At 64.0% G+C, this 23,072-nt stretch carries 20 protein-coding genes and 2 pseudogenes; 9 read left to right on the top strand and 13 right to left on the bottom strand.

All coding sequences use genetic code 11. The features are described from left to right. Window positions 1-11 precede the first annotated feature (11 nt). Together ALC15_RS34820 and ALC15_RS34815 are read left to right on the top strand one after the other, a co-directional pair. Entirely contained in the window at window positions 12-1,250 is a 1,239-nt protein-coding gene (locus tag ALC15_RS34820) for an ATP-binding protein (RefSeq protein ID WP_050631201.1), read from the top strand. A 149-nt stretch (window positions 1,251-1,399) separates the two neighbouring features. Continuing rightward, complete coding sequence (locus tag ALC15_RS34815) at window positions 1,400-1,621, top strand: hypothetical protein (RefSeq protein WP_063781911.1); 222 nt, start codon at window positions 1,400-1,402, stop codon at window positions 1,619-1,621. Here the strand turns inward: ALC15_RS34815 and ALC15_RS34810 are convergent. Continuing rightward, window positions 1,569-2,540, bottom strand: coding sequence for a LysR family transcriptional regulator (locus tag ALC15_RS34810; protein WP_050631199.1), 972 nt, complete (start codon window positions 2,538-2,540; stop codon window positions 1,569-1,571). The two genes, ALC15_RS34815 and ALC15_RS34810, sit on opposite strands and share 53 nt — an antisense overlap. A 125-nt stretch (window positions 2,541-2,665) precedes the next feature. Between ALC15_RS34810 and ALC15_RS34805 the strand changes: the two genes are divergently transcribed. Beyond that, entirely contained in the window at window positions 2,666-3,694 is a 1,029-nt protein-coding gene (locus ALC15_RS34805; protein WP_050631198.1) for a YeiH family protein, read from the top strand. A gap of 138 nt (window positions 3,695-3,832) precedes the next feature. Here ALC15_RS34805 and ALC15_RS34800 read toward each other — a convergent pair whose 3' ends face one another. Next, on the bottom strand, window positions 3,833-4,846 hold the full coding sequence (locus ALC15_RS34800; RefSeq protein ID WP_050631197.1) for a formamidase: 1,014 nt from the start codon (window positions 4,844-4,846) through the stop codon (window positions 3,833-3,835). Window positions 4,847-5,047: 201 nt separating this feature from the next. On the opposite strand from ALC15_RS34800, the gene ALC15_RS34795 reads away from it, so the two are divergent. The 3 genes from ALC15_RS34795 to ALC15_RS34785 all read left to right on the top strand — a co-directional run bounded on the left by ALC15_RS34795 (window position 5,048) and on the right by ALC15_RS34785 (window position 7,496). Next, window positions 5,048-5,725: a cysteine hydrolase family protein gene (locus ALC15_RS34795; protein WP_050631196.1), complete on the top strand. Its 678-nt coding sequence runs from the start codon at window positions 5,048-5,050 to the stop codon at window positions 5,723-5,725. 404 nt (window positions 5,726-6,129) lie between these two features. After that, window positions 6,130-6,510 (top strand): hypothetical protein, encoded by a 381-nt coding sequence (locus ALC15_RS34790; protein WP_050631195.1) that lies wholly within the window; start codon window positions 6,130-6,132, stop codon window positions 6,508-6,510. Window positions 6,511-6,665: 155 nt separating this feature from the next. Beyond that, window positions 6,666-7,496, top strand: coding sequence for an LssY C-terminal domain-containing protein (locus ALC15_RS34785; protein ID WP_050631194.1), 831 nt, complete (start codon window positions 6,666-6,668; stop codon window positions 7,494-7,496). Window positions 7,497-7,778: 282 nt separating this feature from the next. On the opposite strand, the gene ALC15_RS34780 is transcribed toward ALC15_RS34785, so the two are convergent. Together ALC15_RS34780 and ALC15_RS34775 are read right to left on the bottom strand one after the other, a co-directional pair. After that, a complete protein-coding gene (locus ALC15_RS34780; protein WP_050631193.1) occupies window positions 7,779-8,312 on the bottom strand; it encodes a hypothetical protein in 534 nt (177 codons plus the stop codon). 73 nt (window positions 8,313-8,385) lie between these two features. Then, window positions 8,386-9,156: an alpha/beta hydrolase gene (locus ALC15_RS34775; protein WP_050631192.1), complete on the bottom strand. Its 771-nt coding sequence runs from the start codon at window positions 9,154-9,156 to the stop codon at window positions 8,386-8,388. Window positions 9,157-9,372: 216 nt separating this feature from the next. Between ALC15_RS34775 and ALC15_RS34770 the strand changes: the two genes are divergently transcribed. Next, complete coding sequence (locus ALC15_RS34770) at window positions 9,373-10,335, top strand: AraC family transcriptional regulator (RefSeq protein WP_050631191.1); 963 nt, start codon at window positions 9,373-9,375, stop codon at window positions 10,333-10,335. A gap of 187 nt (window positions 10,336-10,522) precedes the next feature. Here the strand turns inward: ALC15_RS34770 and ALC15_RS34765 are convergent, their stop codons facing one another. From ALC15_RS34765 to ALC15_RS34750, 4 genes and pseudogenes are all read right to left on the bottom strand, one after another. Continuing rightward, window positions 10,523-11,347 (bottom strand): carbohydrate ABC transporter permease, encoded by an 825-nt coding sequence (locus ALC15_RS34765; RefSeq protein ID WP_050631190.1) that lies wholly within the window; start codon window positions 11,345-11,347, stop codon window positions 10,523-10,525. After that, window positions 11,344-12,282 (bottom strand): carbohydrate ABC transporter permease, encoded by a 939-nt coding sequence (locus ALC15_RS34760; protein ID WP_050631189.1) that lies wholly within the window; start codon window positions 12,280-12,282, stop codon window positions 11,344-11,346. The genes ALC15_RS34765 and ALC15_RS34760 overlap by 4 nt, the downstream gene beginning before the upstream one ends. Beyond that, on the bottom strand, window positions 12,279-13,601 hold the full coding sequence (locus tag ALC15_RS34755) for an ABC transporter substrate-binding protein (RefSeq protein WP_050631188.1): 1,323 nt from the start codon (window positions 13,599-13,601) through the stop codon (window positions 12,279-12,281). The genes ALC15_RS34760 and ALC15_RS34755 overlap by 4 nt, the downstream gene beginning before the upstream one ends. A 185-nt stretch (window positions 13,602-13,786) precedes the next feature. Beyond that, window positions 13,787-14,640, bottom strand: a pseudogene (locus ALC15_RS34750) (VOC family protein). Between the two features lie 78 nt (window positions 14,641-14,718). On the opposite strand from ALC15_RS34750, the pseudogene ALC15_RS34745 reads away from it, so the two are divergent. Further along, window positions 14,719-16,085: pseudogene (locus ALC15_RS34745) on the top strand (NAD(P)/FAD-dependent oxidoreductase). Window positions 16,086-16,099: 14 nt separating this feature from the next. On the opposite strand, the gene ALC15_RS34740 reads toward ALC15_RS34745, so the two are convergent. Genes ALC15_RS34740 through ALC15_RS34725 form a run of 4 tightly spaced genes read right to left on the bottom strand, consistent with a single transcriptional unit; the run spans window position 16,100 to window position 21,169 of the window. Continuing rightward, window positions 16,100-17,725, bottom strand: a complete 1,626-nt coding sequence (locus ALC15_RS34740) for an ABC transporter ATP-binding protein (RefSeq protein WP_050631187.1) — start codon at window positions 17,723-17,725, stop codon at window positions 16,100-16,102. Beyond that, complete coding sequence (locus tag ALC15_RS34735; protein ID WP_050631186.1) at window positions 17,722-18,552, bottom strand: ABC transporter permease; 831 nt, start codon at window positions 18,550-18,552, stop codon at window positions 17,722-17,724. Before ALC15_RS34735 ends, ALC15_RS34740 begins: the two co-directional genes overlap by 4 nt. 2 nt (window positions 18,553-18,554) lie before the next feature. Further along, entirely contained in the window at window positions 18,555-19,532 is a 978-nt protein-coding gene (locus tag ALC15_RS34730; RefSeq protein WP_050631185.1) for an ABC transporter permease, read from the bottom strand. A gap of 23 nt (window positions 19,533-19,555) precedes the next feature. Then, a complete protein-coding gene (locus ALC15_RS34725; RefSeq protein ID WP_050631184.1) occupies window positions 19,556-21,169 on the bottom strand; it encodes an ABC transporter substrate-binding protein in 1,614 nt (537 codons plus the stop codon). Between the two features lie 443 nt (window positions 21,170-21,612). Here ALC15_RS34725 and ALC15_RS34720 point away from each other — a divergent pair, with 443 nt between their 5' ends. Next, window positions 21,613-21,912: an HU family DNA-binding protein gene (locus ALC15_RS34720; RefSeq protein ID WP_021077434.1), complete on the top strand. Its 300-nt coding sequence runs from the start codon at window positions 21,613-21,615 to the stop codon at window positions 21,910-21,912. Window positions 21,913-22,033: 121 nt separating this feature from the next. Here ALC15_RS34720 and ALC15_RS34715 read toward each other — a convergent pair whose 3' ends face one another. Next, entirely contained in the window at window positions 22,034-22,813 is a 780-nt protein-coding gene (locus ALC15_RS34715) for an SDR family oxidoreductase (RefSeq protein WP_050631183.1), read from the bottom strand. Window positions 22,814-23,072: the final 259 nt, after the last annotated feature.

Here is a 23,072-nt window from a genome sequence, read left to right as displayed (position 1 = left end):
GGGGGAAGGACATGCGGTCGTCCGTCGTCCACGACGTTCAGTTCCCAAAACAACCGGCGCTGCAGCTGATCTATGACACTGCACCGATCGGTCTTGCCTACCTCTCTCCCGACTGCCGTTATCTCCAGATCAACCAGCGCCTCACCGAGATCTGCGGCATTTCGGTCGAAGGTCATCTCGGACGCACTGTGCATGATTGCGTGCCCGCGCTGGCCACCGCGGTCGAAGGCATCGTGCGCTCGATCATGGAGACCGGCGAACCCGTGACCGGCGTGGAGGTCTACGGCCAGCGCCCCGGCCACAATGACGAGCGATGCTGGATCACGCATTGGCATCCGCAGCGCGAGCCGAACGGCAGCATCGTCGGTGTCAACGTTGCGGCCGAGGAGATCACTGATCGCAAACGCAGCGAACGCGAGATCCGCGCCGCGCGCGATGCGGCCGAGAAGGCCTTGCATCATCTGCAGGAGACCCAGGCGTCGCTGATCGAGGCGGAGAAGCTCGCGGCGCTGGGCCGGCTGGTGGCTGGCGTCGCGCACGAGATCAACAGCCCGGTCGGCACCAGCCTCACGGTCGCTTCGGTGCTGGAGCAGAAATGCGCGGACTTCGCCGCGGAGGCGGCGCGCGGCAAGCTGAAGCGGTCCAGCCTCAGCGACTTCATCGAGGTCGTCGAAAGCGCCTCGTCGCTGTTGGTCGGCAACCTCAAGCGCGCGGCCGACCTGGTGCAGTCGTTCAAGCAGGTCGCGGTCGATCGCAGCTATTTCGACCGCAGCGCGTTCGATCTCGGCGAGGTGACCGAGCAGGTGCTCTCGAACCTGCGTCCGGCATTGCCGAAGAACAATCTGGCGCTCGAGGTCGATTGTCCGTCGGGTCTCGTGATGAACAGCTATCCGGGTCCGTACGGCCAGGCGCTATCAAACCTGTTCGTCAATTCGGTGGTGCACGCATTTCCGGACGGCAAGGGCGGCACCATCACGATCCGGCTGCGCGCATCGGGCGTGGACCAGGTCGAAATCCTGTTCGCCGACGATGGCTGCGGGATGGACCGCGATGTGCTGCGGCAGGCCTTCGATCCATTCTTCACCACGCGCCGCGACATCGGACGGATCGGGCTCGGCCTGCACATCGTCCACAACATCGTCACGAACCGGCTGGGCGGCGAGCTCCATCTCGACAGCGCCCCGGGCATGGGGACGCGCGTGCGGATCACCCTGCCGCGCACGGCCCCGCTGCGCGGGACCGATAGTTGACGGCGGATTGAAGCGCCGAGAAGGAAATCCTCCCGGCCTTTCGAGCCGGAAAACGTCCTTCCAAGGTACCGCCGTAAAAGGCATTCTGCTACCCTTGCTTTCGCCCCCGCCGTCGCGACATTCTGCGGGTAGTCCAGATGGTTACGACGATGAGCCAATCCGCATTCGATCCCTTCGGTGAGCCGGTCCCCGCAGTCGATTCTTCGGCCGCGACCGAGGGCGTGTCGAAATGGCTGAAGACCGCGGGCACCAGCGTGTTCTGGGTGCTGGTGGTCGGCATCGTGCTGGCACGCGCGGTCTATTTCGAGCCCGGCGTGTTCAGCTTCGAGCGTGCCGTTGCCTGGGCGCAGGGTCTGTTCGCCGCGCTCTAGCGGCAGCTATCCGCGGCGCCGTCTTCGCGGCCCGCGCCTCCCGAATGATCCCCTCGAACGCCACCGCCGCCGGCACGTCGAGCCGGCCGGGCGATTTCAGCTGCCACAGCGTGCGTTCGATATGGACGCCCTTGATCGGGATGACCTTCAGTTTCCCGAGCTTCACCTGATCGTCGATCGTCGCGATCGACACGATGGCGACGCCGACGCCTGATGCCACCGCCTGCTTGATCGCCTCGGTGCTGCCGATCTCCAGCGTTCGTTGGGGCTCGACGCGGTGGGCGGCCAGCGCCTGCGCCACCACCTCGCGCGTGCCGGAGCCGGGCTCGCGCACGATCAGGATCTCGTCGTTGAGCAGGCGGACGTCGATCGGGCCTGCGGCAGCCGCGAAGCGGTGATCGGGGCCTGTGATCAGGACCATCACGTCGGTGCGCCAGGCCTCGCTGGTCAGGTTCTCGTCCTCGACCGGCCCCTCGACCAGCGCGATCTCGACCTCGTGCCCCAGCATCAGCGCCGCGATGTCGCTGGTATTGGCGCTCACCACATGCAGGTCGATGCCGGGAAAGGCGCGGTGGAACACGCCGAGATATTCCGGGATCATGTAGGTCGCGATCGTGGTGCTGGCGCCGATCCGCAGCGAGCCGCTGTCGAGGTTGCGCAGCGCCTGCAACTCGTCCTCGGCGGCGCGCTCGGCCGCGAACAGCGTCTCGGCATGGCGGGCCAGCGCCGCGCCCTCCCGGGTCGGCCGCACCCCCTTCGGCGTGCGGTCGAGCAGCCGGCAGCCGACCTGCAGCTCGAAATCCCGCACGCCCTTGGAGATCGCCGGCTGGCTGATGTGCAGGAGGTCGGCGGCGCGGGAGAAACTTCCACTTTTCGCCACGGCCGCGAACAGGCGGAGCAGATGCAGGTTAAGGGACATAACTTCTCTCTATCGGGGCAGTCCGAAAAGATATTAGCCAAGCGGCCCGCCCGAGCGCATAAAATCTTCTCCGAAAAGAGGATTTCGTGCCGGAACAAGAACAAGATCAGGGGCAGAAGCAGGGGATGCTGAAGGGCATCATCCTGCTCATTCCGGGCATTCTGCTCTGCGGGGTGGTCACGGTCATCTCGCTCGGCATCCAGGCCGCCGAGGAGCGGGTGTTCGACCACCCCTATATCGAGGCGCTTGTGGTCGCGATCCTGCTCGGGATGGCGGTGCGGACCGCCTGGGAGCCCTCGGAGCGCTGGCGCTCGGGCATCGCCTTCAGCGCCAAGCAGCTGCTCGAGGTCGCGGTGATGCTGCTCGGCGCGTCCATCAGCTTCGCCGCAATCCTGGCGTCGGGCTGGCTTCTGATCGGTGCGATCGCCGCGACCGTCGTGATCATGCTGGCGGTGAGCTATGGCCTCGCCCGCCTGCTCGGGCTCAAGACCAAGCTTGCGATCCTGATCGCCTGCGGCAATTCGATCTGCGGCAATTCCGCGATCGCCGCGGTGGCGCCGGTGATCGAGGCCGATGGCGACGACATCGCCTCGTCGATCTCGTTCACCGCCATCCTCGGCGTGCTGATGGTGCTCGGCCTGCCGCTCCTGATCCCGCTCTTGAAGCTGACCGCGACGCAATACGGCATTCTCGCCGGGCTCACGGTCTATGCCGTGCCGCAGGTGCTGGCGGCGACCGTGCCGGCCGGCATCGTCTCGACCCAGATCGGCACGCTGGTGAAGCTGGTGCGCGTCCTGATGCTGGGCCCGATCGTGGTCGCCCTCTCGCTGTTCGTGGCGCGGCGGCGCAAGGGCGCAGCCAAGGAGGACACTGCAAAAACCGCCTCGATCAGCCCGTTCAAGCTGGTGCCCTGGTTCATTATCGGCTTCCTGGTGCTGGCCGCGCTGCGCTCGTTCCAGCTGGTGCCCGACATCGCGATCGCGCCGGTGACCAGGACGGCGGCGATCCTCACCGTCGTCTCGATGGCCGCACTCGGGCTCGGTGTCGATGTGCGGGTGCTGTCGACCGTCGGCGGCCGGGTGACGGCCGCGGTCACGCTGTCGCTGATGCTGCTGCTGGCCTTGAGCATCGGCCTCGTGCACTTCTTCAAGTAGGGCATGATCCGGAAAAGTGTGTAGCGGTTTTCCCTCGCGACAAACGCGCAGCGTTTGCGCGGAGATCATGCTCAAATCGAACGGCTGGAGCGGGATGACGGTTCGAAGAGCAGGCATCCCGCTTGAGCCACCGGCCGCCTATTCTGCGGCCTTCGCGGTCTTGCCGAACATCCGTGTCGGCGCGGCAAAGCCGCAGGACGTGCCGTCGGTGATCTTGACCTGATCCTCCCAGGGCAGGCGGAAGCGGCCGGACACCATGTCCTGCATGAAGGTGTAGGGGCAATCCATCGCGCCGCCCTTCACCGCGACATAGCCGCGGTGCCACAGCTGATAGATGTTGTTCTCGACGCCCCAGTTGATCCGCGCCTCGCGCACGAGGTCGGGCCGCACCTCGGCGGTGATGATCTCGTCGGCCCGTCCCGTGGTCCCGTGCGCGATGATGCTGCCGTCGAAATTGACGATCATGCCTTCGCCCATCGAGTCGAACGAGCCGTCCGAGCCGCACATGCAGACATTGGCGGTCACCATCAGGTTCTGGAACGCGTTGGCCTGGTTGGTGAAGCGCCAGCTGTCGCGGATCGGCGCGGTGTAGCCCGCAGTGCGGATCATGATCTCCGCGCCCTTGTAGGCGCATTCGCGCGCCATTTCCGGGAACATGCCGTCATGGCAGATGATCAGCGCGATCCTCGCACCTTTCGGCCCATCGATCACCGGAATGCCGATGTCGCCCGGCTCCCACGGCTCGACCGGAATCCAGGGATGGAATTTGCGGTAGTAGAGCTTGATCTCGCCGTGATCGTCGATGATCAGCCCTGAATTGTAGGGATTGCCGTGCGGGTTGAACTCCATGATGGAGAAGCAGCCCCAGATCTTGTTGTCGATGCAAGCCTGCTTGAAGGCCGCGACTTCGGGCCCGTCGAGCCGGCACATGATCTCCGGATTGGTATCCATCGAGAGGCCGTGCAGCGAATATTCGGGAAACACCACCAGATCCATGGTGGCGAGATTGCGCCGTGCCTTGCCGACCATCCAGACGATGCGCTCGGTCTGCCGCGCCAGATCGGCCTTGGTCGCAACCACGGGCAGCTGCAGCTGCACCAGTCCGATCACGACGCCATTGGGTGACTTGTTGAGGCCGCCAAGTCCGTTCATGCCTGTCCTCCCGCCTGTTTGAAATCGGCTGTCATTTCGCGAACGATGATCTTCGTTCGGTCGGGCTCCGGTCCAGCTCCCAGCTAGCAACGATCATGCCAGCAGGATCGGACGATCGGCAAATCAGCTGCCGGTGATTGCTCAGTGGCACGCGGTTTGCTTAATCAAGCGCGGATCTTCTCGCATTCGGGGGAGTGCGTCATGGCGAATTCAGGCGGGACAATCGCGGCGGAGCCGGCGCCGATCACGCTCGACTGGAGCAAGACCGCGCTCGTCATCATCGACATGCAGCGCGATTTCATGGAGCCCGGCGGTTTCGGCGAGACGCTCGGCAACGACGTCAGCCAGCTCGCCCGCGCGGTGCAGCCGATCGCCGCGGTGCTCGCGGCGGTGCGCGATGCCGGGCTGCTGGTGGTCCATACCCGCGAGGGCCATCTGCCCGATCTCTCCGACGCGCCGCCGGCGAAGGTCGAACGCGGTGCGCCGTCACTTCGGATCGGCGATCCCGGACCGATGGGGCGGATCCTGATCCGCGGCGAGGCAGGGCATGACATCATCTCCGAGCTTTATCCGCTCGACAGCGAGATCGTGATCGACAAGCCGGGCAAGGGCGCGTTCTACGCCACCGAATTCGGCGACGTCCTGCAAAAATACGGCATCGAGAATCTGCTGGTCTGCGGCGTCACCACCGAAGTCTGCGTCAACACCACGGTGCGCGAGGCCAACGACCGCGGCTACCGCTGCGTCGTCATCTCCGACGGCTGCGCGTCCTACTTCCCGGAATTCCACGAGATGGGCCTGAAGATGATCAAGGCCCAGGGCGGCATCTTCGGCTGGGTCGCCGATTCAGCCGCGGTGCTGAAGGCGCTTGCTGCCTAGAGCGCTTTCGAGCGAAGTGGATACCGGTCGCGTAAAGAAAACACGTCAGAACAGGAATCTAGAGCCCCGTTCCAATTCCGTCGGAACGGGAAAAGCGCTAGGGCGCGTACCGACCACTCCAAAATGCTCGCTTTCAGCGGTGAAGCAGACACGCGACCCGACTTCAGGGATACCGCCTTGTGACCCCATGCGGCCCTCAGCCAATGGTCGCCGCTTCCTCTGGAATACCCGCCGCCGAGTAGTGTTCGAGGGGCGACGAAGCAAAATCTGCCGGGATGAAACCATTTTCCGGCCTTCACGAAGGCATGGTGAAACAATCAGGCGGTTAAAAATAGCCTTGGAAGCGATGGGAAAAGGTCAACTGCAAAAAGAACAACGATCGCCGTGGGGCGGGGAACAAGGGCATGTCACAGATTCGCAAAGGTTTTTTAGTCGCTCTCGCGACTGCATTGACGATCGGTGCCGTGCAATTCGCTTCAGGTCACGACCTCGGCGACCGCTGGCAGGCGGGCTCTGAGCGGCCAGGTCAGATCGTCAACCGAGCCGGCAAGGCAGATCAACTTGCTGCCCCCAAGCCGTTCGCAGTCCAGACGAAAATGGTTTCTGTGCGCTTGAACGATCAAGCCGATACATCGGTCCTGATCCGTGTTCCGTCTGCGCAAGCCCGTATCACCAAGACGCCGCTGTGGAATCAGAGCCGTAAGCCGACAGTCGCCTGCGAACCCATGGTCAGCACGCTCACGGAAGTCGCAAGGCTCCTGCAGCCTGGCCGTTGCGTGACCTGATCGATTCAATCCGCTTTCCTGATTGGCGGTGCGAGCCAAGTTCGGCGCTGACAGCCTGTATCCGCAATCTTATTGACGGAGCCGAACCACTGGCATCGAAGACCCGCCAAATCCTCAGCTGTCGGACCGACGGGGTTTCAACGAGGCCGTGCAAGATGAGATTGCTCAAGCTTCTTGTGCAGCGTTTGCTGATCTTTGGATTGGGAATCTTCTGTGTTTGGTTGATTGTCTTTGTTGTTTTTGAAACTGCGGATCGCAGGCTACCTTGGATCCTGGCAATTAGTGCCACCTACGGAATCGCCGCATATCTCGTCCTGCCACGTGCGATTCGGATGGGCTTGAAGATTCTGCAAAGCAAACGTGTGCCGAGTTACACGATTACGGGCGACGGGCTGCCGGGAGATCCCGTGAACGTCGTGCTCGTCGGTACGCTCCAGCAGCTTCGCGGGGCCTTCGCAGCGCTCGGCTGGTCGGAGGCAGATCGGCTTAGTCTAGCCAGTTCATGGGGCATGGTCCGAGCCTTTGTGCTCAACACTCCATACCCCACCGCCCCGTTCAGCACCCTCTATCTTTTCGGGCGGGGCCAGGACATCGGTTTTCAAAAGGCGATCGATAACAGCCCTCGGAAGCGCCACCACGTAAGGTTCTGGGCCTTGAGTCAAACGCGTGCCCAGGCAACTTGGGGAACAGCAGATTTCTGGCTAAACACCGAACGCCCGACGGAAAACGAATGCGTTCTTTGGATAGGAGCTGGCACCAGGGACACCGGCCTATCCCTCACTCGTCTTTCATTTCAAATCACCCACGCCACAGATTCGGATACGAATGCAGAGCGCGATCACATTATCGGTGAGTTAAAGAGGATTCGAACCATCGAAGCGGTGAAAGTCTATCAGGCGGGGGAAAATCTTCTCGCCGAACGCGTCAATCACTACATTACCGATGGCGAGATCACGTTGGCGATTCTGGTTGGAAACGAAGATTGACGTCAAAGCCAGGGTTTTCTGCTATCCCTCAAACTGTCCAGCTACGCGAGCCCGGTTTCGCGGTTTCAAAAAAATAACCGTGATGGGCCGCGTCCTCCCCGCGATGATTCCACTATCGACATCCATGTCTGTTGTTGGCCCAAAGCCGACACGACCAAGCGCGCCTCTTTTGTCGGCTTCTGACGATAATGCTGACGTCGTTCGGCGGGCGGAGTCATGGGTGCACGGCCTAGTTGGGAACGCGGCCTTCATTAACGCGCAGCCATAGCAGGATCGAAGCGCCTAGCCCTTGGCGGCGGGTGCGGGCGGCACCGGCAGAATGATTTCGGAAGCGACCTTCCAGTCCTTTCCGATCCGAAGCCAATTGATGATCATCAGAAACGGCCTGGGTGTTCCATCCTGCCCCGCATAAGAGACCGTGATGTTCATCGGCACGTAGGACTCGGCGACGTCGCGCGTCAGGCCGACAATCCTGAGCTTCGAATAATCCGGCTCGAGCACGACCGGGCCGGAGGTGCCGATATCATGAAGCTTTTGGTCAATCGCCTCGTTGCCCCAAAAGCCGGCCCAGTTCCCCTCGGACTGGATCGCGCTCTTGGCCACCAACAGGGTCGAGGGCGATTGCCAGAACATCCCATGCAGAGCCTTGAAATCGTGCTTGTTGGCTAATTCCATCAGTTTGCCGAACTTCGATTTTATCGCGCTGAGGGTCGTAGCATCCAGCGGCTCTTGCCTGGCGGCGGGGGATGCTGACGTGACAGTGCCGGTGGCAAGAACTGAGGCCGCGATAGCGACCAGAAATGTCTTGTAGTACATGCAGGAAATTCCCTTCGAACGTCCAGCTCGCGTCGTGACCGCTCCCGACGCGAACGCGCCGGGACCGGCACTGTCACTTCGCGAGCGCCGCCTTTTCGATGACCTCAGCGACTTGCTTCGCATGGACGACGAGCGAGGCATGGCTGCCGGCGACTTCCGTCGTCTGGGCCTTCATCCTGGCTGCGAACGACTTCTGGGCCTCCGGCGCGATGACCTTGTCCTTCGTGCTGATGACGTAGAACGTCGGCTTGTCATGCCAGGCCGCAATGTCGACGGGGGCTTCGAACGCAACGTGGTTCAACGGAAGCTGCGAATTGGCCAGGTGCGCGGCGATTTCCGGCGGCAGGTCTGCCGCGACAGCCGACGGAAACACCTTGGGATCGATGTACAGATTGCCCTTCGCGTCGGGATGGATCGCATTGCCGCCTTCCGTCGGCGGGCCGGCCTTGGCCAGCGACGCCAGGGATTCGCCGACCTCCGGCGCGAAGGCGGAAACATAGACCAGTGCCGAGATCTTGGGATCGTTGCCGGCTTCCGTGATCACCACGCCGCCCCATGAGTGGCCGACGAGGACGGTCTTGCCGTCCTGCTTCGCGAGCGCCTGCTTGGTGGCATCGACGTCGGCGGTAAGCGAAGTGAGCGGATTTTCTACGAGCGTGACGTTGTAGCCTTTCTTCGTGAGAATATCGGCGACGGGTTGCCAACTGGTCTGGTCCACGAACGCGCCGTGCACCAGCACGATGTTGTGGGCTGCCCCCTTGGGCAGTTCGGCGGAATTGGCCGAGCCGACCAATGTCGATCCGGCCAGCAGTATGGTGGCGGCTGAGAGGAGGAGATTTCGCATCGATTGTTCCTGTTGACGTATCGGACGAACATGGTCCGGGGGAATGGGGCAGGCGTTTCCAGCAGGTCGCGGTTCTTCCATCTGCCGTTGGCGAAATGGTTGCCGCACGTCACGTCGGCCCGCGGCGGTATCTGGTATTCCACGGCCCCTTCGGACGATAGAGATCAATCGTCCGGATGTTGTGTCCAATCGTCCGCAGGACTAATCTCGGCGGGCATGGACATACTCGCGCAGGTGCTCGATCGCGTTCGTCTGAGCGGGACGCTGCTCTTTCACTTCGAGCTGGGTCATCCCTGGCGTCTTGAGTTGCCGGCGCGTCCCTACGCTCTGTTTCACTATCTCAGCCAAGGCGCAGCGACCCTTGCGGTCGGACAGGGGCAGAAAATCCAGATGACCGGGGGCGACTTTGTCGTCATCACGCGCGGAGAGCCCCATGTGTTTTATTCGGATCGCCGGGCCGAGCCGCTGCGGATCGTGGATATCGATCGATCGTCGCCGCGTCTTGGCTTCATTCGTCACGGCGGCCGTGCCAAGCCGCTCTCGGCCATGCTCTGCGGCAATTTCACGGTGTCGCGGCCGCTGCTTGGCAACGTGCTGGAGTTACTTCCACCCGTGCTCTTGCTGAAGCCAACGGCGGACAATGGTTGGCTTGAAGCAATCCTGCGCCGCTTGATGAGCGAGTCTGCGACTGAGCGTCCCGGTCAACGCGTCGCGCTTTCGCGATTGACGGAAGTGCTCTTTGTCGAGGTGCTCCGAAGCTGGATCGCATCTCTCGGTCCCGGAGAGGGCGGGTGGCTCGGAGCGATATCCGACCCGCACATCGGGCCCGCACTGAAGCTGATCCACGAAAACCCGGAGCGGCCCTGGGCCCTGAGCGACCTCGGCCGCCGCGTGGGGCTCGGCCGTTCGGCATTTTCGGCCCGTTTCACCAGGCTCGTCGGCCAGTCCATGCATCGTTACGTCATCGAACGCCGGATGGCAGAAGCCGCGTTCCTGCTTGAAACCAGCGACGAGCCGATCGCACGCATTGCGAGCCGGGTCGGTTACGAGACGGCGGCGGCGTTCTCGAAGCTGTTCCACCGGCATCACGGCCTGTCGCCCGGCCGGTATCGTGCGGCTCGACGATCTGACGGCGGAGGAAGGCAAGGGGACGCTCAGGAAGCCGAAGTTGCCGAATGAGCTTGGTCGAGGCGTCCTGGCGAGAGCGGATGTCTGCGCAATTTCGGAATATTAGAAACTTATCCCTGAGTTGCCCAACGTGTCAAGCTGACCGATCTACCTGGAGCCGCCGCCGGCACCTTTGCATGGGGTTGTTTTCGATATTTTAGCAGCGCCCCCTGCGACGCCCCCATAACTTCATCTTGCCCTAGCCGCCCTTCACCGCACCGGCCGTCAGTCCCGCAACGATCTGCCGCTGCGCCATCACGGTGAGCAGCAGCACCGGCGCGGTCACGATCAGCGCCGCGGCAGCCAGCGGGCCCCAGCTCAGCTGGTCGAACGAGATCATGTTGTAGACGGCGACCGGCAGCGTGCGGGTCTCGCGCCCGGCCAGCACGATGCCGAACACGAAGTTGTTCCAGGAGAAGATCACCGCGAGGATGAAGGCGACCGCAAGGCCGGGCCTCGCGATCGGCAGCGCAACATGGCGGAACACCTGCCAGCGCGTCGCGCCGTCGATCAGCGCGGCTTCCTCCAGCTCCAGCGGCGTGGTCTCGAAATAGCCGATCATGATCCAGATCACGATCGGCACCGTGACCACGAGATGGATGATGATCTGCGGCACCAGCGTGCCGAGCAGGCCGAGCCACTGGAACAGCAGGAACAGCGGGATCAGGTAGGACAGGCCCGGCGTGATGCGCGCGATCAGGATCACGATCGCCGATTTATGCGCGGCCATCCGCGCGATGCCGTAGCCCGCGGGCACGCCGACCAGCATTGCAAGTCCGGTGGCGCAGCCGGTGACGACGAGGCTGTTGGTGAAATAGGTCAGGAAGCGGTTGGAGGCGAACACGTCGGCATAGTTCTTCCAGGCGATATGCTCCGGAAAGAACACTGGCGGATAGGAGGCGTTGTCGATCTCGAATTTCAGCGACAGCGAGCCCATCCAGAGGAAGAACAGGATCGCCGGTGAGACGATGACGAACACCGACAGCCACAGCCCGATCCGGCCCAGCACATAGCGCAGGTTCATGCCTCGCTCCCGAGCTGGGACGTCCACAGCAGGCGCTTGCGCAAGTAGAGCAGCAGCGCCGCCAACGCGACGATCAGCAGGAAGAACACCACCGCGATCGCCGAGCCGTAGCCGAGGTCGTAATAGACGAAGGCGACGCTGTAGAGATAGACGTTGATGGTCTCCGACGCCGAGCCCGGCCCGCCTTGCGTGATCGCGAAGATGATGTCGAAGCTTTTCACCGCGTCGATCATGCGGATCATGCCGGCGATGAACAGGAACGGCATGATCAGGGGAAGCGTGATGAAGCGGAACACCTGCCAGAAATTGGCGCCGTCGATCTGCGCGCTCTCATAGGGTTCGGTCGGGATCGCGGCGAGGCCGCCGAGCACGATCAGCATCACCAGCGGCGTCCATTGCCAGGTCTCGACCAGCACCAGCGAGGGGATCACCGTCGTCGGGTTGAACACCCAGAGCTGCGGCGGCAGGCCGACCAGCGACAGCAGATAGTTCAGCACGCCGAGCTGCGGGTGGAACATCATGGTCCAGACCAGCGCGATCGCCACCGGCGTTGCCATCATCGGCATGATGAAGATGCCGCGCAGGAAGCCGCGCGCGGCGAACTTCTGGTGAAACACGACAGCGGCCAGCGTGCCGAACACCAGCGGCAGCAGCACCGAGAGCGCGGTGTAGGACAGCGTGTGCCCGACCGCCTCGACGAAGCGAGGATCGGTCGGCAGCCGCAAATAGTTGGCGAGCCCGACGAAGGTGGTGGGCGAGCCGACCTTCCATTCCTGCAGGCTCATCCAGATCGTGAACACCCAGGGAAAGATGATCACAGCCAGCACCACGACGAGCGCCGGGATCACGAATGGCCAGTACGACGGCGGCCGCCATTCACGCGCCGGGGCGGCCTGTTCGGCTGCCACCGGCGAAGCTTGTGTCACCACGCTCACGCTTTTTCGCTACGCTCCAGGATGGGGCGGAATTGCTCGTGCGCCTTTTTCAGCTCGGTGGCGGGATCGGCGCCCGACAGCGTCGCGGTCAGCGCCGCACCGACGATGTCGCGGAATTCGGCGACCGGGATGATGACGGGCAGACCGAGCTTGGAGATCTTGGCCGAGTCGACCACCGACTGCAGCCATTCCTTGGTCTTCACGCCCTTGGCGACCTCGGCATCGTCGACGATCGAGTTGCGGAATGGCACGCCGCCGCCGGCCTGCAGCAGGCGGGCGCCCTGGCCCCGCGAGACCACCCATTGGCACAGCAGATAGGCGGCTTCCTTGTTCTTGCTCGCCGCCGCAATGCCGACGCCGTCGCCATAGGTCGATGAGAATTTTCCCTTCGGGCCGGCGGGCACCAGCGTGTAGCCGACCTTGCCGACGACGCGCGAGGCGGCCGGGTCCTCCAGCGGGGGCGCCCAGCCGTCGGCGTCGATCCACATCGCCGATCGGCCTTGCGTGAACGAGGCCATCGACTCCATCCAGTTGAAGCCGGCGACGCCGGGCGGCGCGCATTTCGTCAGCAGCCGTTGATAGAGTTTGGTGGCCTCGATCGCCTCGGGGCCGTCGGTCAGGATGTTGCCCTTGGCATCGAGGAATTCGCCGCCATAGTTCAGATAGAAATTGGTCCACATCGCCATGTTGGCGTTGCGCAGGCCGCGGCCGACGAAGCCGTAGATGCCTTCCTTGGGATCGGTGAGCTTCTCGGCTGCGACCGCCATCTCGTCCAGTGTCTTCGGGACCTCGACGCCCTTCTTCTGGAACAGCTCCTTGTTGTAGTAGAGGATGAAGTAGTCGACCGACCACGGCAGCGACAGCATCTGGCCCTTGTCGTTGCGCGCATATTGCAGGCCGGCCGCGGAGAAATCGCTCTCGACCAGATCCGGCAGCGTCATGCTCGGATCCTTGAGATAGGGCGACATGTCGGCGAGCCAGCCGGCCTTCTCGAACTGCCGCTTCTGCACGTGATAGCTGAGGTGGACGACGTCGAAGCTCGGCTTGCCCGACGACAGCTCGATCACGCATTTCTGGCGCTGCTGCTGCTCGGGGACCTGCTCGGATTCCACCTTGATGCCGGTGAGCTCGGTGAATTCCTTGATGTATTTTTGCAGATTGTCGCCGCGCGGTCCCTTGGCGAGGCTGACTTCGAGCGTGGTGCCGGAGTATTTCTTCCAGTTGACCTCGGCGCGGGCCGGAAACCCGGTCAATCCAACCGCGCCGGCGGCGGCGGTGCCGGCCAGCATCTGCCGGCGCGAGATCAGGTGATGCGACATGTTTCTCTCCCCTGGGACGGTTCTTATTTGGGAGAGATACTAGAGCATGATCCGGAAAAGTGAACACCGGTTTTCCAGACGGATCGTACATCAATCGATGCAGGTCAAGCATCGATGCAATCAAGGCTCGCATCGATGCTCGAGTGGCGGCGCCGCATGATGCAGCGCCGCGCGAGCTTGGGTCGCTATGCCTTGACGAAGGCGAGCAGGGTGCCGTTCGCCGCAGCCGGCGGCACGGTGATGCCGCCGCCGCTCTTCACGCCGGTCGCGCCCAGCGCCTTCTCGGTGGCGGCAAGGTCGGCTGCGATCACGAGGCCGGCGCCGCCGCGATCGGACAGGCCATCCAGCGACACGCCGGGATAGCGCTTGCCGAGCTGCTCCCTGGTGAGGAACACGAAGTCGGCGCGGTCGCCGCCGGACGGCACCGCAACCGCACCGTCGGGATCGTTCCTCACCGCGATATCGATCATCTTGGAGAGATGCGCAGCATCGGCTGCGGGATCGGGCGAGACGATCAGCACCTGCTTGAGGCGTTTTGCCCCATTGGCGTGCGTCATCAATTCGGGAATCCACACCGTCTCGCGGGTCTTGTGCTGGCAGGCGAAGATGCGGACGCGCCGGGCGCCTCGTTGGTCGGCCACTGGAAGGTGCGGAATTTTGCCGCGGAGACCGTGCCGTTCGGCAACGTCACCGGGCGCTCGAAATCGGTCGGCCCGATCGGCGCGTAGCCGCGTGCGCGGATCTCCTCGGCGCCGGCGGCGGAATCCACCGCCGTGAACGCGATCCGCTCGATGCCTTCGCCGCGTTTCTCGAGGAAAGCGCGCGCCGGCGCATTATGTTCCGTCGGCGTCAGCACGCCGAGCAATTCCATGTAGTCGGGGTCGAACATGATGGTGTAGTTGCCCGATCCCATATGCGCACTGTGGGTGCCGCGCGGCGACACGGTAAAGCCGAGCCGCTTGTAATTCTCGGCGGCCTTGTCGAGGTCTTTCACCATGACCACGGCGTGATCGATTCCGATGACGTTCTTGAGTGCCACTTGTTGTCTTCCCGGCTGAAATAGGAGAGTAGAGTAAAGCTAACCAGAATGACCGGGCGCCCGCAAGAAAGGATCATGATGAGCAGCAATGCCGTGCGCTGGCCCAATTCGCTCTGGGCCGCAGCGACGCCGTCAGGCCCCGATTGCCCCGAATTGACCGGCACGCAGCAGGCCGATGTCGTCATCATCGGCGGCGGCTTCACCGGGCTGTCGACTGCGCTGCACCTGCGCGAGGCCAATGTCGACGTCGCGATCGTCGAGGCCGCCGAGCCGGGCTGGGGCGCCTCAGGCCGCAACAACGGGCAGGTGATCCCGACGCTGTCGCGCCCCGATCCCGATGACATCATCAAGCGGCACGGCGCCGCCGGCGAGCGCTTCGTCGCGATGCTGCGCGACAGCGCGGCCATGCTGTTCGAGGTCGTCAAGCGCTACAACATCGCAGCCGAACAGGAGCAGGCCGGCTGGGTGCAGCCGGTGCATTCGCCGGGCCGCATCAAGATCGCGGAGCGGCGGGTGCAGCAATGGTCGAAACTCGGCGCGCGGTCGAATTGCTGTCGCGCGAACAGACGAGGGACATGCTCGGCTCGGATGCGTGGTATGGCGGTTTCTGGAACAGGACCGGCGGCCACGTCAATCCGCTGGCGCTGGCACGCGGCCTTGCGCGCACGGTGCTCGGCCTCGGTGGGCGGATCTATCCCCGTTCGCATGCGCTGAGCTTCGAGCGCCGCGGCGATCGCTGGGTGGTGAAGACCGAGAAGGGCGAGATCTCCGGCCGTGCGCTTGTTGTCGCGACCAATGCCTATAGCGGCGAGTTTGCGAAATCGCTGGTGCCCGAGATCGCGACCGAGGTGATGCCGGTGCTGTCGTGGCAGATGGCGACGCAGCCGCTGTCGGACAATGTCCGCAAGACCATCATCCCCGGCCGGCAGGCGATGTCGGACACCCATGGCGAGCTGTATTTCGCGCGCTACGACGCGCGCAATCGCCTCGTCACCGGCGGCGCCGTGCTCGGCCCGGGCGACAAGACCGGGCGGCTGAAGGCACGGGTGACCGAGCGGTTGCAGCGATTGTGGCCGCAGATCGGCGATGTCTCGTTCGACTATGTCTGGAACGGCTATGTCGGAATGACGGCCGATTTCCTGCCGCGCATGCATCGGCTCGGACCGAATGCCTATGGCTGGACCGGCTGCAACGGCCGTGCCGTCGCGCTGACGATTCCGCTCGGTCGCGAATTGGCGAAGGCAGTGCAGGGCGTGCCGGAGAGCGAGCTGGCGCTGCCGTTCACCGAGCCGGTGCAGTACATGGCGCATGGCTTGCTGCGCAAGCTCGCGCCCTGGATGCTGCTGCTGTACCGGCAGCGCGACGCCCAGGAGCTGGTCAGGGGCGATCGCTTCGAGCTGCTGCGCTGGGCCGAGTATTTCCTGGCCTCGCGCCGCTCGCGTTAGAGCGCGCGGCTTGATCAGGCGATCAAGGCGTCGCGCTTTCGCGTGAAGTCGCCGCCGGGGATCGCCGAGAGCAGTGCCTGCGTGTAGGGATGCTGCGGCTTGCCGAACACTTCGGCGGTCAGCCCTTGCTCGACCACGGCGCCATCCTTCATGACAGCGACGAGATCGCAGATCTGCGCGGCAACACGCAGATCGTGGGTGATGAAGATGATCGAGAGGCCAAGCTGCTGGCGCAGTTCGGCAAGCAGTTTCAGGACCTGCGCCTGCACCGAGACGTCGAGCGCCGAGACCGGCTCGTCGGCGACCAGCACGTCCGGCTTCAGCGCAAGCGCGCGCGCCATCCCGATGCGCTGGCGCTGGCCGCCGGAGAATTCGTGCGGGAAGCGGTCGCCGGCGGACGGGTCGAGCCCGACCAGCTCGAACAGCTTTCGCGCTTCTGCGATCGCGGTGGCGCGGTCGGTGCCGTGCACGATCGGTCCCTGCGCCACCAGTTCAGCCGCCTTGCGGCGTGGGTTGAGCGAGGCGAACGGATCCTGGAACACCATCTGGATATGACGGGTCTCGCGCCTGATCTCGTCGCGGCCAAGCTTGGCCCAGTCCTTGCCGTCGAGCACGATCGAGCCGGTCTCGGGATCGATCAGCCGGACGATGCAGCGCGCCAGCGTCGATTTGCCCGAACCGGACTCGCCGACGATGCCGAGCGTCGCGCCGCGCGGCAGATGCAGCGAGACGTTCTTGACGGCTTCCGTGACCCGGGCGCCGCGGCCGAGGAAGCCGCCGGTACGGTAGGTTTTTGAAACCCCGTCGATGGTCAGGATGTCCTTGCCTGACAGGATGCGCGGCGGCGGCGCCTTCAGCGGCGGCACGGCTGCGATCAGCTGCCTGGTGTAGGCATGCTGCGGATCGTTCAGCACCTCGTCGGCGGTACCCTGCTCGACGATCGCGCCGTGCTGCATCACCACGACGCGGTCGGCGATCTCGGCGACCACGCCGAAATCATGGGTGATGAACAGCACCGCGGTCTTCTTGCGCTGCTGCAGATCGCGGATCAGCTTCAGGATCTGGGCCTGCGTCGTGACGTCGAGCGCGGTGGTCGGCTCGTCCGCGATCAGGAGTTTTGGGTCGAGCGCGAGCGCCATCGCGATCATGGCGCGCTGACGCTGGCCGCCGGAGAGTTCGTGCGGATAGGCCTTTGCGGCCGCCTTGGGATCGGGGATACGAACGTCCTCAAGCAGCGCCAATACCCGCGCATTGATCGCGGTCTTGGACAGGCCGGTGTGGATCGCGAACATTTCGCCGATCTGGTCGCCGATGGTGCGCAGCGGATTGAGCGCCGTCATCGGCTCCTGGAAGATCATTGCGATGCCGGCGCCGCGGACCTCGCGCATCGCGGCCGGGGCGGTCGCACAGAGGTCGCGGCCGTCGAACATCATACGGCCGCGTTCGATCGTCACCTCGTTCGGCAGCAGCCGCATGATGGCGTTCGCCATCATCGACTTGCCGGATCCGGATTCGCCGACCACGCAGAGGATCTCGTTCGACGCGACAGACAATGAGACATCGGACAGCGCGTGCGGCCGGTCGGCGCCCTTGGGCAGGCGTACCGTCAGGCCGTCGAGCGAAAGGACGGGTTCGCTCATCGGCTCTTCAGCCTCGGATTGAGCGCATCGTTGAGGCCCTGGCCGACCAGGGACACCGCGAGCACGGTGACGAGGATCGCAATGCCGGGGATCGCCGAGACGTACCACTGCACCCGCAGCACGTCGCGGCCGAGCCCGATCAGATTGCCCCAGGAGGCGACGTTGGGATCGGACAGCCTCAGGAATGCCAGTGCGCTTTCCAGCAGGATTGCGACCGCCATCACCACGCTGGCATAGACGATGACAGGCGGCAGCGCGTTGGGCAGGATCTCGCCGAGGATGAGCTGGACGTCCTTCATGCCGAGCGTCTTGCCGGCCTGGACGAATTCTCGGTTGCGCAGCGACAGGAACTCGGCGCGGGTCAGCCGCGCCGGCGCCGGCCACGACACCACGCCGACTGCAATGGTCACCGTGGTGAGGGTCGAGCCGAACACCGCGACCAAGACCAGCAGCAGCACGAAGTTCGGCAGGGTCTGGAACGCCTCGGTGATCCGCATCAGGACATTGTCGACCCAGCCGCCGTAATAGCCGGCGAAGGCGCCGACCAGAATGCCGATCAGGATCGCGATCACGGTGGCGACGCCGCCGATCAGCAGCGAGATCCGCGCGCCGTAGAAGATCTGCGCGGCGATGTCGCGGCCGGAATTATCGGTCCCGAGCAGGAAGCGCGGATTGGAGAACGGCCAGACCAGCGGCCGGCCGGCCAGCGCGAGCGGATCGCGCGGATACAGGAAACCCGCGCTGATCGCCATCGCGATCACCAGCAGCAGCAGGATCAGGCCGATCACCGCGGCCGGGCTGCGGAAGTAGCGTTTCAGCGCGTCCATCGTCAGCCCTCCGCCGCGATGCGGGGATCGAGCCGCGCGTAGAGCAGGTCGACCACGAAGTTCACCGCGATGACCAGCAGCGCAGACACGAACACGATGCCGAGCAGGGTGTTGAGGTCGCGCTGCACCACCGATTCATAGGCGAGGCGGCCGAGGCCGGGCAGCGAGAACACGCTCTCTACCACGACCGAGCCGCCGAGCATGGTGCCGGCCTGCAGTCCGATCAGCGTCACCATCGGGAGCAGCGCGTTGCGCAGCACGTGGCGGGTGATGACGTGGGTCTCGTCCAGCCCCTTGGCGCGGGCGGTGCGGACGAAGTCGAGGTTCAGGACCTCCAGCATCGAGGCACGCATGATGCGCAGGTAGATCGCAAGGAAGATCAGCCCGAGCGTCAGTGTAGGCAGCACGAGGTGCGCGGCGATGTCGAGCACGCGCCAGATCCCGGTCTGCACGGTGCCGATGTCCTCGAAACCGCCCGGCGGCAGCCATTGCAGATAGACCGAGAATACCACGATCGCCATCAGTCCGAACCAGAACGAGGGCGTGGCGTAGAAGATCAGGCCGAGCGTCGAGATCAGCGTATCCGGCCAGCGGTTGACGCCGCGCGAGGCGATCACGCCGAACACGAGGCCGAAGAAGAACGCAAACGACAGCGACGCCGTCATCAAGAGGATGGTCGGCGGCAGCCGTTCCAGGATCACGGTCGCCACCGGCTTGCCGTAGATCGAGGAGAAGCCGAGATCGAGCCGCACCAGGTGCCACAGATAATTGCCGAGCTGCGCCGGAACCGAGAGGTCGAGACCGTACAGTTTGCGCAGCTGTTGCGCCGTCGCGGCATCGCCGCCGCCCATCTGCGCCATCAGCGCGTCGACGGTGTCGCCCGGCGCGAGCTGCAGCAGCAGGAACACGCCGATCAAGATCAGGAACAAAGTCGGAATCGAGGCGGCGAGCCGCCGCCCCGCAAGGCTCAGGATACGCATGCCGCTATTTTACTGATCCAGGGCTAGGCCGAAAGCCAAAGATCGTGCCAGCTCGCCGAGCCCCAGCGCGGCGTATTGGAGTGGTTGCGCGCCTTGGCGGTGATCACGGTGACGAAGATCTGCTCGATCGGCATCCAGACCGGCAGCTCGGTGTTCACCTCCTTGACGAAGTCGGCATAGAGCGCCTTGCGCTTGACCGGATCGACCTCGGTGGCGGCGTTGTCGATGGTGGCATCGACGGTCTTGTCCTCCCAGCCCCACTGGTTGGTCCACGGCGCGCCCTTGGGCTGGCCGGAGCGGTACCACACCGTGGTGGAGACCGCGGGATCGTTGCGGTACTGATGCCAGCCGGTGGCGAGGTCGAAGGCGTGGTCGTCATAGACCTGCTTGAGGAAGCCGCCGCCGTCGTTGCGCACGATGTCGACCTGGATTCCGACTTCGCCCAGCGATTGCTGGATGAAGGTCGACCACAGCGAGATGTCCTCGCCCCACGGCGCCGGCAGCAGCTTCAGCGCGAAGCGGTTGCCGCCACTGGCCTTGAAGCCGGCCTCGTCGAGCAGCGCGACCGCCTTGGCCTTGTCATAGGGATATTGCGGCGTGTTCGGCCCGGGATAGAAGTCGGTCGAGGTCGAGGGGATCGGGCCGGTGCCGAGCTTGGCGAAATCGCCCAGGAAATTCTCGATGAAGAACGGCACGTTGATCGCATGCGCGATGGCGCGGCGGACGCGGATGTCGGCCAATTCCTTGCGGCGGAAGTTGAACTCGATGGTGTTGGTGCGGGCGTTGCCCTCATTGCCCTTGGTCGAGACGATGAAGCGCTTGTCCTTGCCGAGCCGCGCCATATCCGAGATCGTCAGCCCGGAGAACGGACTGTAGTGCAGCTCGCCGGCCTCCATCTGCGCGGCCGCGGCGGCGCGGTCGGTGATCACCTTCCAGACGATGCGGTCGAGATAGGGGGCGTTGGGTCGCCAGTAGTCCGGGTTGCGGTCGGCGATGATGTATTGCCCGCGCTCATATTTGACGAATTTGAACGGGCCGGTGCCGACCGGCGCCAGGTTGGTCGGGTTCTGGCGGATGTCGCCGCTCTCATAGAGATGCTTGGCGGAGACGTAGCCGAGGTCGGGCAGGGCCCGCAGCAACAGGTTCAGCGGCATCGGCCGCTCGTAGCGGAAGATTGCGGTCTGCGGATCGGGCGTATCGACCGCCGTCAGGAACAGCTGCAGCGTCGATCCGTAGTTGAGTATCTTCTTCCACATGTTCATCGCGGTGAAGGCGACGTCCTCCGAGGTGAACGGCTTGCCGTCGTGCCAGGTGATGCCCTTGCGCAGCTTGAAGGTGACCGTCTTGCCGTCCGGCGTCGCCTCCCAGCTCTCGGCCAGCACGCCGACCGGCTGTCCCTGGGCGTCGAGGTCGACCAGATTCTCCTGGATCTTGCCGCCGATGATGTAGACGCCGGTCGAGGCCTGGATGCTCGGGTTGAGCTGGCGCTGCTCGGCGCCGTAATGGACGTTGAAAACGCCGCCCTTGCGCGGGGTTTCCTGCGCGAAGGCCCGCATCGGATTGAGGACGTTGGCCGCGATCGCGGCCGAGGTCAGCAGGGCCGTGCGGCGGTTGATCTCAAGGCGGGACAAATCCATACGCGGGTCTCCGGAACTGGTCAGGACGTACATAAAGGCTTGGATCGGGGCGGCCAGCAGGTCGGTCGTGGTGCCCCTTTGCGATGTTACGATGGAATGGGAACCCGAGTCATTTTCTAATGCCTCGGCCTTTTGGAGGATCGTTTCCGAAACCTGAAGTGGCCTGCTGCAGTGCCTCGCAACCCGGATTGCGCGCCGCATTGTCGCATGGCGACGGCGCGAGATGCGCCAAGTGATTCTCTCGAAGGCCCGTTTCGGGAGCCCCGAAGCGGCGCAAAGCCTGTAATTTTAGGGGTCGGAAGCGCCTTGACTGGAAAAAACACTGGAAAAATCCCTGATTCGGGGGCTGTCCACAGCGATATTGTGGTGGGGAGTGCAGAAAACACTGTTTTTCTCGGCGTTTTCCGCCATATCGTGCCCACTCCAGAATCAATGGAGCAACCATGGCTACCCAACTGTCGAAGTCGCAAGTGATCGAGAAGATCGCGACCACCACCGAACTCTCCAAGCGCGACGTCAAGAACGTTTTGGACTCGCTCGTCGATGTCGGCCACAAGGAGCTGAAGAAGGCCGGGGTGTTCCTCGTCCCCGGCTTCGCGAAGTTCGTGGTCGTCAAGAAGCCTGCGACCAAGGCGCGCAAGGGCACCAACCCCTTCACCGGCGAAGAGATGATGTTCAAGGCCAAGCCGGCCCGGAAGATCGTCCGCGCACGGCCGGTCAAGGCCGCCAAGGACGCGGTTTAAGACGAAAAGGCCTCCGGTGACGGAGGCCTTTTGCTTTTGAGCCGTCGCTACCTGCCTGGGTTGCTGCCTGCCAAAGCAAGAAATCTGGAGCTCCGGTTCTGCTCGAACCAGAATCGGGGCTCTAGACCACCGGCGATCGGCCACCATCGACATTGATGGCGGTGCCGGTGATGTAGGAGCCTTGCTCCGAGGCCAGGAAGCAGGCGAGGTTGGCGAACTCCTCCGCTTCGCCGATGCGGCCGAGCGGCGTGCCCTTGGCAAGGCCCTTGGCAAATTCCCCGAAATCCGTGGTCGGCGCTTGGGCAGCATGCCGCTTGACCCATTGATCGCTCATGATCAGGCCGACCAGCAGCGCATTCACCAGGATGTTGTGCGCGCCGCCTTCATTGGCCATGACCTTGGTCAGCGCCATGCCGGCGGCGCGCGACACCGAAGTCGGTGCCGAATTGCCGGCCGGTGCCTTCGCGAAGGTGTTGAGCACGTTGATGATGCGGCCCCATTTGCGCTGCTTCATGCCCGGCCAGACCAGCCGGCTGAACCGGATCGCGGCGAACAGTTTCAGGTCGAGGTCCTCTTGCCAGGCCTCGTCGCTGATGCTCTCGAACGCCAGCGTGCGCGCGGTGCCGGCGTTGTTGACCAGTACGTCGATCCCGCCGAGATCGGCGACGATCTTGTCATGGGCCGTCTTGATATCGGCGGCCTTGGCGACGTCGCAGACATAATCCCGCACCACGAGGCCGTCCTTGGCGAGGGCCTCGCGCGCCGCGGCGAGGTCGGCCGCGCCGCGGGCGAGGATCGCGACCTTGGCGCCGGATTCCGCAAACCGCCGCGCCACCGCGATCCCGATACCCTTGCTGCCGCCGGTGACCACCGCGACGCGGTCTTTCATCGATAGGTTCATTGTTGTTCTCTCCGATGGATCAAGGTCCCGGAGCGACGCTATCAAACCGACAGCGCGACCAACAAGGTCATGCAGAGCAGGTGTGCTGTGACGATAATCGCGAGATGGAGCGGGCCGGACATCGGAGGTCTCCATGGTTATGCGGGTGAGGCACCTCGTCAGGTGAGCACGTCGCTCGGCCCCCTCTCCCGCTTGCGGGGGAGGTGGGGTGGGGGTCGTCTCCGCGAGTCATATCGTGGAGAGAGCCCCACCCGCCCGC

This window comes from Bradyrhizobium viridifuturi (assembly GCF_001238275.1).
GTDB classification, from domain to species: domain Bacteria; phylum Pseudomonadota; class Alphaproteobacteria; order Rhizobiales; family Xanthobacteraceae; genus Bradyrhizobium; species Bradyrhizobium viridifuturi.
This window is presented reverse-complemented; position numbering and strand designations above follow the sequence as displayed.